The organism is Actinomycetota bacterium (assembly GCA_035759705.1).
Taxonomy (GTDB): domain Bacteria; phylum Actinomycetota; class CADDZG01; order JAHWKV01; family JAHWKV01; genus JAJCYE01.
Window position 1 is genome coordinate 1 of the sequence record DASTUJ010000031.1, and the last position, 6,437, is coordinate 6,437.

Sequence of the window (6,437 nt, forward strand, 5' to 3'; positions counted from 1 at the left end):
GGGACCGATTCCGGGGCCGGGTGATCTTCCCGGTCTCCAGCCTGACCGGCGAGGTGGTGGGCTTCGGCGCTCGGGCGATGGGCGACGACCAGCCCAAGTACCTCAACACCTCGGAGACCTCGCTGTATCAGAAGAGCAAGATCCTGTTCGGGCTCGACAAAGCGAAGGCGGAGATCGTGAAGTCCGGCTTCGCCCTGGTCACCGAGGGCTACACCGACGTCATGGCGCTCCACAAGATCGGCTACACCAACGCGGTCGCCACCTGCGGCACGGCGCTGGGGGAGGAGCACTTCGCCCTGCTGAAGCGCTTCTGCGAGAAGGTCGTCCTCGCCTTCGACGCCGACAACGCCGGCTCGGTGGCCTCGGAGCGGGGCTTCGGCATCCACTCCAAGATCGGCCTCGAGGTGCTGGTCGCGCCGCTGCCGCAGGGCAAGGACCCGGCCGACGTCGCCCTGGAGGGTGGCAAGGAGGCGGTGCAACCGCTGATCGACGGGGCCACCCCCCTGATGCAGTTTGTGCTGGAGAGGGAGATATCCCGCCACAGCCTGGATTCGGCCGACGGCAAGTCGAAGGCGGTCCGGGCGGCCGTGGAGCGCCTCAGTTGGGAACCCAACCCGGTGGCCCGGGGCCAGCACGCCCAGTGGGTCGCCGAGCGGATCGGCGTCGGCCACTACCAGGTCGACACCGTGCTCCGGGAGTCGGCCCAGTCCGGCAACTCGGAGAGCATGGGCCCCAGCCGCAGGGCGGGCCTCAAGCGCTCTCCGGGGCACGTGAAGGTGGAGCGGGAGGCCCTGGGGATCCTGCTGGACTCCAAGGACCGGCTTCCCCGGGCGATGCAGGTGCTGAAGATCGACCACTTTACGCAGCCCGAGCACCGGGTCTTGTTCACCGCGCTCGAGCAGATGGCCAGAAACCCGGGGGCGGGAACCGTGATGGACGGCCTGCCGGACGACGACGCCAGAAGGTTCGCAGCCGAACTATCTATGGCTCCCGCCATCACCCACGACCCCGAAGAGGTCTTTTTAAGACTAGAAGAGTTCCGAATCGTCAGACAGATCTCCGAACTTAAGGCTAAACTCGACAAGTTTGACCCCGAGGGTGAAGCGGATTCCTACGACCGAACGTTCATGGAATTGATGCGTTTGGATGTCGAACGTCGAAAGTTCGACGACAAATGAGAGGACCCGATGGCGAAAGACGCTGAGATAGACGATGTAAAGGATCTTGTCTCTCGAGGCAAGGAGAAGGGCTGGCTCACCGCCGACGAGATAGCAGATGCGCTCGGCAGCCTGGCCCTAACCGCAGAACAAGTAGACGGTGTTTATGCACTAATAGTCGAAGAGGGCGTTGAGGTCGTAGAACACGAGCCCGGGACTCCCGACGAACAAGTCGAGGACTTCCGCCGGGACTCCGAGCTTCTTAAAGCTCCCACCAATGACCCCGTCCGCATGTACCTCAAAGAAATTGGAAAGGTCTCGCTGCTCACGGCCGACCAAGAAGTGGACCTGGCCGAGCGCATTGAGGCAGGCCTGTGGGCCGAAGAGATGCTCTGTGACTCCACCAAGTTCGATCTAGCCCGGATCGAAACCCTTGCCCGGCGATCGTCCCTCGCGGTCGGCGAGGCGTCGCTCACTCAGGACAAAGCCAGGGAGATCTGCCGCCGCATCGAGCGGGACGGAGTACTGGCTAAACGAAAGCTCGTCGAGGCGAACCTGAGGCTCGTAGTCTCAATCGCCAAGCGGTACGTGGGCCGAGGAATGTTGTTTCTGGACCTGATTCAGGAAGGCAATCTCGGCCTTATTCGCGCCGTGGAGAAGTTCGACTACAACAAGGGCTTCAAGTTCTCCACCTACGCAACCTGGTGGATCCGCCAGGCGATCACCCGGGCGATCGCCGACCAGGCACGCACCATCCGAATCCCGGTCCATATGGTCGAGACCATCAACAAGCTGCTGCGCATCCAGCGTCAGCTGATGCAGGACCTCAACCGTGAGCCGCTTGCCGAGGAGATCGCCGAGCAGATGGAGCTCAGCGCCGACAAGGTGCGGGAGATCATGAAGGTCTCCCAGGAGCCGGTCTCGCTGGAAACTCCCATCGGTGAGGAGGAGGACACCCACCTGGGCGACTTCATAGAGGACTCGGACGCGGTGGTTCCGCTGGACGCGGCGTCGTTCATCCTGCTGCAGGAGCAGCTGGAGAGCGTCCTGCACACGCTGAGTCAGAGGGAAAAGAAGGTAATCCAGCTACGCTTCGGGCTGCACGACGGCACGCCGAGGACGCTGGAAGAGGTAGGCAAGGAGTTCGGGGTCACCCGGGAGCGTATTCGTCAGATCGAGTCGAAGACCCTGTCGAAGCTCCGGCACCCGTCCCGGTCGCAGAAGCTGCGCGACTACCTGGAGTAGGAATGTCACGTTGCGGGGGCCGAAAAGCCCCCGCAACATGAAAACCCTTTTAGTTAGACGACGCGGTCGTCTTCGTGGTGTTGCCGCTGTCGCCGCCTGCGCCGGTGGTGTTCTTGATGCTGCTGCCACCCTTCACGCCGGCTGCCTTGCTCATGACCGAGCCCATCATCTCTTTGCCGGACTCGAGCTTGGCTGCGACCATCGGCTTCATGGGCTCAATGGCCTTCTTGACCGTGGGAGACTCCGAAACCTTCTTGATCTTCAGCTGGATCTGCTCGTAACGCTGACGACCGGCTTTGGCCCCCTGCATGTATCCGACTGCGAAACCCGCGATGGCTCCTGACTTGAATGCACCCATGTGACCTCCTTTGTAGTCGTGCCTTTCTTATTCCTCCGAATGGCGTCCGGTAAACGACTCAGGCGACAAGGTCACGGTCGTTAGGGGCCGAATGGCACTAAAGTACTAGGCCATTCGGCACTGTTAGGTCTCTAACAGTCGGCGTACTCTCGTCATATCGGATCAAGCAGTGATCCGAGGGGGCGGGATCGGATCAGCAGTGGTTCGAGGGGCGCAGGGGATTCGGGAACGGCAGTCCCGAAGACTCTATGTTTGAAAGACGAGGTCCGGGCTTGGCAGTCCGGGGCCTCGGGCAAGGTGGGGTTGGGAGTTCGGGAACGGCAGTCCCGGCTTCTTGAAGCAAGAAGAGCACGACGGGCCCGGCCGGCAGACCGGGTCTGAGCAGCAAAGCTGATGGGAACCCGGGACGGCAGCCCGGTTTCCCGGAAGGTCTTAGGACTTCGGGTGAGTTAGCCAAGGTCCTGAAGGTAAGGCAGGGGCCCAGTGCGTCGGGCCTCGAGGATTGGAGGGTGGTGCCAGTCCAGCACCGCCCTCCTATGCCTTTTTCATCTCCTCGGTCAGCACGGCCGACACGGTTGCCAGCTCATCCCGGATTTTTGTTATGGCTTCGCTGCCGCCATCCAGGTCACCCTCTTCGGCCCGCTCCTCCATGGCCCGGCACAACTCCGCAAGCTGCGTGGCGCCCAGGTACGAACAGCTCCCTTTGAGAGCGTGCGCCGCCATCTGGATCGAGCCGGCGTCCTGCTCCTCCAGGCCCTCCTCTATGGCGTCCACCCGGCGCTTGGCGTCGTCCAGAAATACTGTGGCGATCCTGGCAAGGAATCCTTCGTTGCCCGGACGATCGAGTGCCCGCAGGTCGTCCAGCTTGGAGTGGTCGACGTGAACGATGGCGCTCAACCGTCCTTGTCCTGGCGCTGGGCCTGGGCCCGGCTGAGGTATGCGGCCGCCTCCGAGCGGCGGGCGACCTCGAGCTTGCGCAGGATGCCAGACACGTAGTTCTTGACCGTCTTGTCCGAGATGTGGAGCTCCGCCCCGATCTCCCGGTTGGTCAGGCCCTTGGCCACCTGGCTCAGAACCCGGTCTTCCTGGGCGTTGAGCCGGCGCAGCTTGGGGTCGCTCTCGTCGAAGCGGGAGGTTCTCAGGCGCTCCAGAACGGCCTGCGTCACATCGGGGTCCAGCAGCGCCTTGCCTTCGCCGAGGCTCCGGATGGCCCCGACCAGCTCGGTTGAGTTGACCCCCTTGAGCAGATACCCGGATGCGCCGGCCATGATCGAGTTGAACAGGGCCTCGTCGTCCGAGAACGACGTGAGCATGAGGATCTTGATCTTCGGATTGCGGTCACGGATGTCGCGGCAGGCTTCTACGCCCCCGCCTTCCGGCATGCGCACGTCCATGATGATGATGTCGGGGTTGGAGGAAGCCGCTTTGGAGACGGCCTCCTGCCCACCGGAGGCCTCGGCTATGAACTCGAGGTCCTCCTGGCTTTCGATCAGTGCTCTGAGGCCCATTCGGACCACGTCATGATCGTCGACCACCATCAGCCGGAGCTTGTCCACTTACACCCCCCGCCTGGGCCGGGGACTCTCTGACGAGCCCGGCGATGCTAAAGTCTAAGTCGTTACGACCTCTTTCGGGGGTGGCGCAATTGGCAGCGCGGCGGACTGTTAATCCGTAGGTTGTGGGTTCGAGTCCCACCCCCCGAGCTTATTGCGCTCAATTCGCCCCCATCCCTGGTGGCTGAAGCGGTCGACTCAGCGGTCCCCGACGGTATGAAAAGGCTTGAGCTCGCGGACGGCCGGACCGTGGATCACCCGGCCGTTCACGTCGAAGCGTGACCCGTGGCAGGGGCAATCCCAGGTCTTCTCCGCCGTGTTGAAGGCGACGTCGCAACCCATGTGGGTACACACCGCGGAGACGGCGTGAAAATCTCCCGACTCGTCCCGGTACACCGCCAGCTTTTCGCCGCCGGACTTGATGACCCGTCCTTTCCCCGAGGGCAGTTCGTTCGCTTCTACCGGCCATTCCCCGGTGATCGGCGGTCCCTGGGACTGCTTTTCAAGCTCCACCTGGCGCTGCAGAAGTTTTCCTGCTGAGGATTTCGGCTTGAGGCGCAGGGAGTCGAAGGCGGGCGCCCACGGGTTCTCCCTCCCGGCAATCAGGTCGCTCAGGATCAGCGCTGCGACCGTGCCGTTGGTCAAACCCCACTTCTTGAAGCCGGTCCCGATCCAGAGCCCCTCGCTGTCCGGGGACAGCTTGCCGATGTAGGGCAGGCCGTCCTTGGGCACGTAGTCGTGGGCCGACCATCTATAGGAAGGCGCACCGGTGTCGAAGGTGCGGTGGGCCCACTCCTCGAGTGCTGCGTACCGTAGAGCGGTGTCGGGATCCCGCCCGACCCTGTGGCCCTCGCCGCCGAGAATCAGGTAGTTCCGCTCGCCGTCCCGGAAGGGACGTATCGAGTGGGTGGGGGCTTCAGCGCTGAGGAACATGCCCTTGGGCGCCGGACTCTCGTAGACAACCGCCAGCCCGTAGCTCTGGTGGGGCACGTTGACGGTGAAGAACCCGAACGTGTCGTAGAACGGAAACTGGGTCGCCTGGACCACGTGCCGGGCGGTAACCGTCCCGTGGGCCGTGACCACCTTGTGGGGCGCGCCCTCCTCGATTCCGAGAACGGGTGTCCGCTCGAACAGCCGGCCTCCTTCGGCGGCGAACGCCCGTGCGAGGCCGATGCAGTACTTCCGCGGGTGGAACATGGCCTGGTCGCCCATCCGAATCGCTGCTTTGACCGGGAACGGCAGATCGGTCTCTTTCACCAGCGACGCGGGAAGCCCCAACCGGCGGGCCGTTTCAACCTCTCTCTCGACGCTACCGGCCAGCTCCTCGGTTTCGGCGTAAGTGAACGCCGGCATACGCTCGATGTCGCATGCGATGTCGTTGTCCCGGGCGAGCCGCACGACCGTTTCGATCGCGGCTTGGTTCGCCCTGCCGTAAAGCCGGGCTGTGTCGTCGCCGTGGTCGTCGGCGAGTGAGGCGTAGGTGAGCCCGTGGAGGGAGCTCAGCTTTGCCGTCGTGTGTCCGGTGGTGCTCGAAGCTATCCGATCGGCCTCCAGGAGGACCACTCTCAGTCCCTGTCGGAGCAGCAGGAGGGCGGTGGTGAGCCCGGTGATCCCGCCGCCGATCACGGCCGCATCCACCGCCTGGTCCACCGAGAGCGAGGGATATGCCGTGGTTGGGCTGCTCGCTGTCCAGATCGACGGGCCGACCGCCGGCAAACTTTCCATCGAACCTCCCGTTCTGCAACTAGGTCTCTAAAAACTTATACCATTATCCTTAGAATGCCAGAGTTGGGGGTCGGACGGCCGGATCCGCCGGGCGCGACTGAGGGATCGAGCGTGCCTGTCGAGAGGGGCGACGCCCCGGGCCGCCTGGACGCCCGGGCGCGGGTGACCATGGCACTGCTTTACCGGCGCCTGCTTGAGATGGGGATCTGGCGCCACATCCACTCGGTGGGTGGAGCCGTCACCGCCGGTTCGGGGGGCGCCCACTTCACCACGAGGGACAACCGGGCTTTTCTGGACCAGCTGCTGTCCAGGGGCCGCTTCTGCCGGGACACCCCCGGAGGAGGGCTGCTCCACCGTGGACGGATCTCGGTGAGAGAGATCAACCATGGACCGGCTCTT

7 protein-coding genes and 1 tRNA gene are annotated in these 6,437 nt (G+C 63.7%); 4 read left to right on the forward strand and 4 right to left on the reverse strand.

Going from position 1 to position 6,437, the window contains the following annotated elements; genetic code table 11:
- The coding region (locus VFV09_01875; GenBank protein HEU4866452.1) for a toprim domain-containing protein at nt 1–1,178 on the forward strand (1,178 nt) is incomplete at its 5' end.
- A gap of 9 nt (nt 1,179–1,187) precedes the next feature.
- A complete protein-coding gene (gene rpoD / locus VFV09_01880; protein ID HEU4866453.1) occupies nt 1,188–2,402 on the forward strand; it encodes an RNA polymerase sigma factor RpoD in 1,215 nt (404 codons plus the stop codon).
- Between the two features lie 49 nt (nt 2,403–2,451).
- Here rpoD and VFV09_01885 read toward each other — a convergent pair whose 3' ends face one another.
- From VFV09_01885 to VFV09_01895, 3 genes are all read right to left on the reverse strand, one after another.
- Entirely contained in the window at nt 2,452–2,760 is a 309-nt protein-coding gene (locus VFV09_01885; GenBank protein HEU4866454.1) for a hypothetical protein, read from the reverse strand.
- 534 nt (nt 2,761–3,294) lie between these two features.
- A complete protein-coding gene (locus VFV09_01890) occupies nt 3,295–3,657 on the reverse strand; it encodes an Hpt domain-containing protein (GenBank protein HEU4866455.1) in 363 nt (120 codons plus the stop codon).
- Nucleotides 3,654–4,316, reverse strand: coding sequence for a response regulator transcription factor (locus VFV09_01895; protein HEU4866456.1), 663 nt, complete (start codon nt 4,314–4,316; stop codon nt 3,654–3,656). Before VFV09_01895 ends, VFV09_01890 begins: the two co-directional genes overlap by 4 nt.
- 74 nt (nt 4,317–4,390) lie before the next feature.
- Between VFV09_01895 and VFV09_01900 the strand changes: the two genes are divergently transcribed.
- Nucleotides 4,391–4,463: transfer RNA gene (locus VFV09_01900), tRNA-Asn, on the forward strand.
- Between the two features lie 48 nt (nt 4,464–4,511).
- Here VFV09_01900 and VFV09_01905 read toward each other — a convergent pair.
- Nucleotides 4,512–6,038 carry an FAD-dependent oxidoreductase gene (locus VFV09_01905; protein HEU4866457.1) on the reverse strand — a complete coding sequence of 509 codons (1,527 nt, stop codon included), beginning with the start codon at nt 6,036–6,038 and terminating at the stop codon, nt 4,512–4,514.
- A 111-nt stretch (nt 6,039–6,149) separates the two neighbouring features.
- Between VFV09_01905 and VFV09_01910 the strand changes: the two genes are divergently transcribed.
- Nucleotides 6,150–6,437 (forward strand): hypothetical protein (locus VFV09_01910; protein ID HEU4866458.1); only part of this gene is annotated, 288 nt, incomplete at its 3' end.

Coding starts and splice junctions, on each gene's coding strand:
- rpoD (HEU4866453.1), top strand. CDS start 1,188: ATGGCGAAAGACGCTGAGATAGACGATGTAAAGGATCTTGTCTCTCGA.
- VFV09_01885 (HEU4866454.1), bottom strand. CDS start 2,760: ATGGGTGCATTCAAGTCAGGAGCCATCGCGGGTTTCGCAGTCGGATAC.
- VFV09_01905 (HEU4866457.1), bottom strand. CDS start 6,038: ATGGAAAGTTTGCCGGCGGTCGGCCCGTCGATCTGGACAGCGAGCAGC.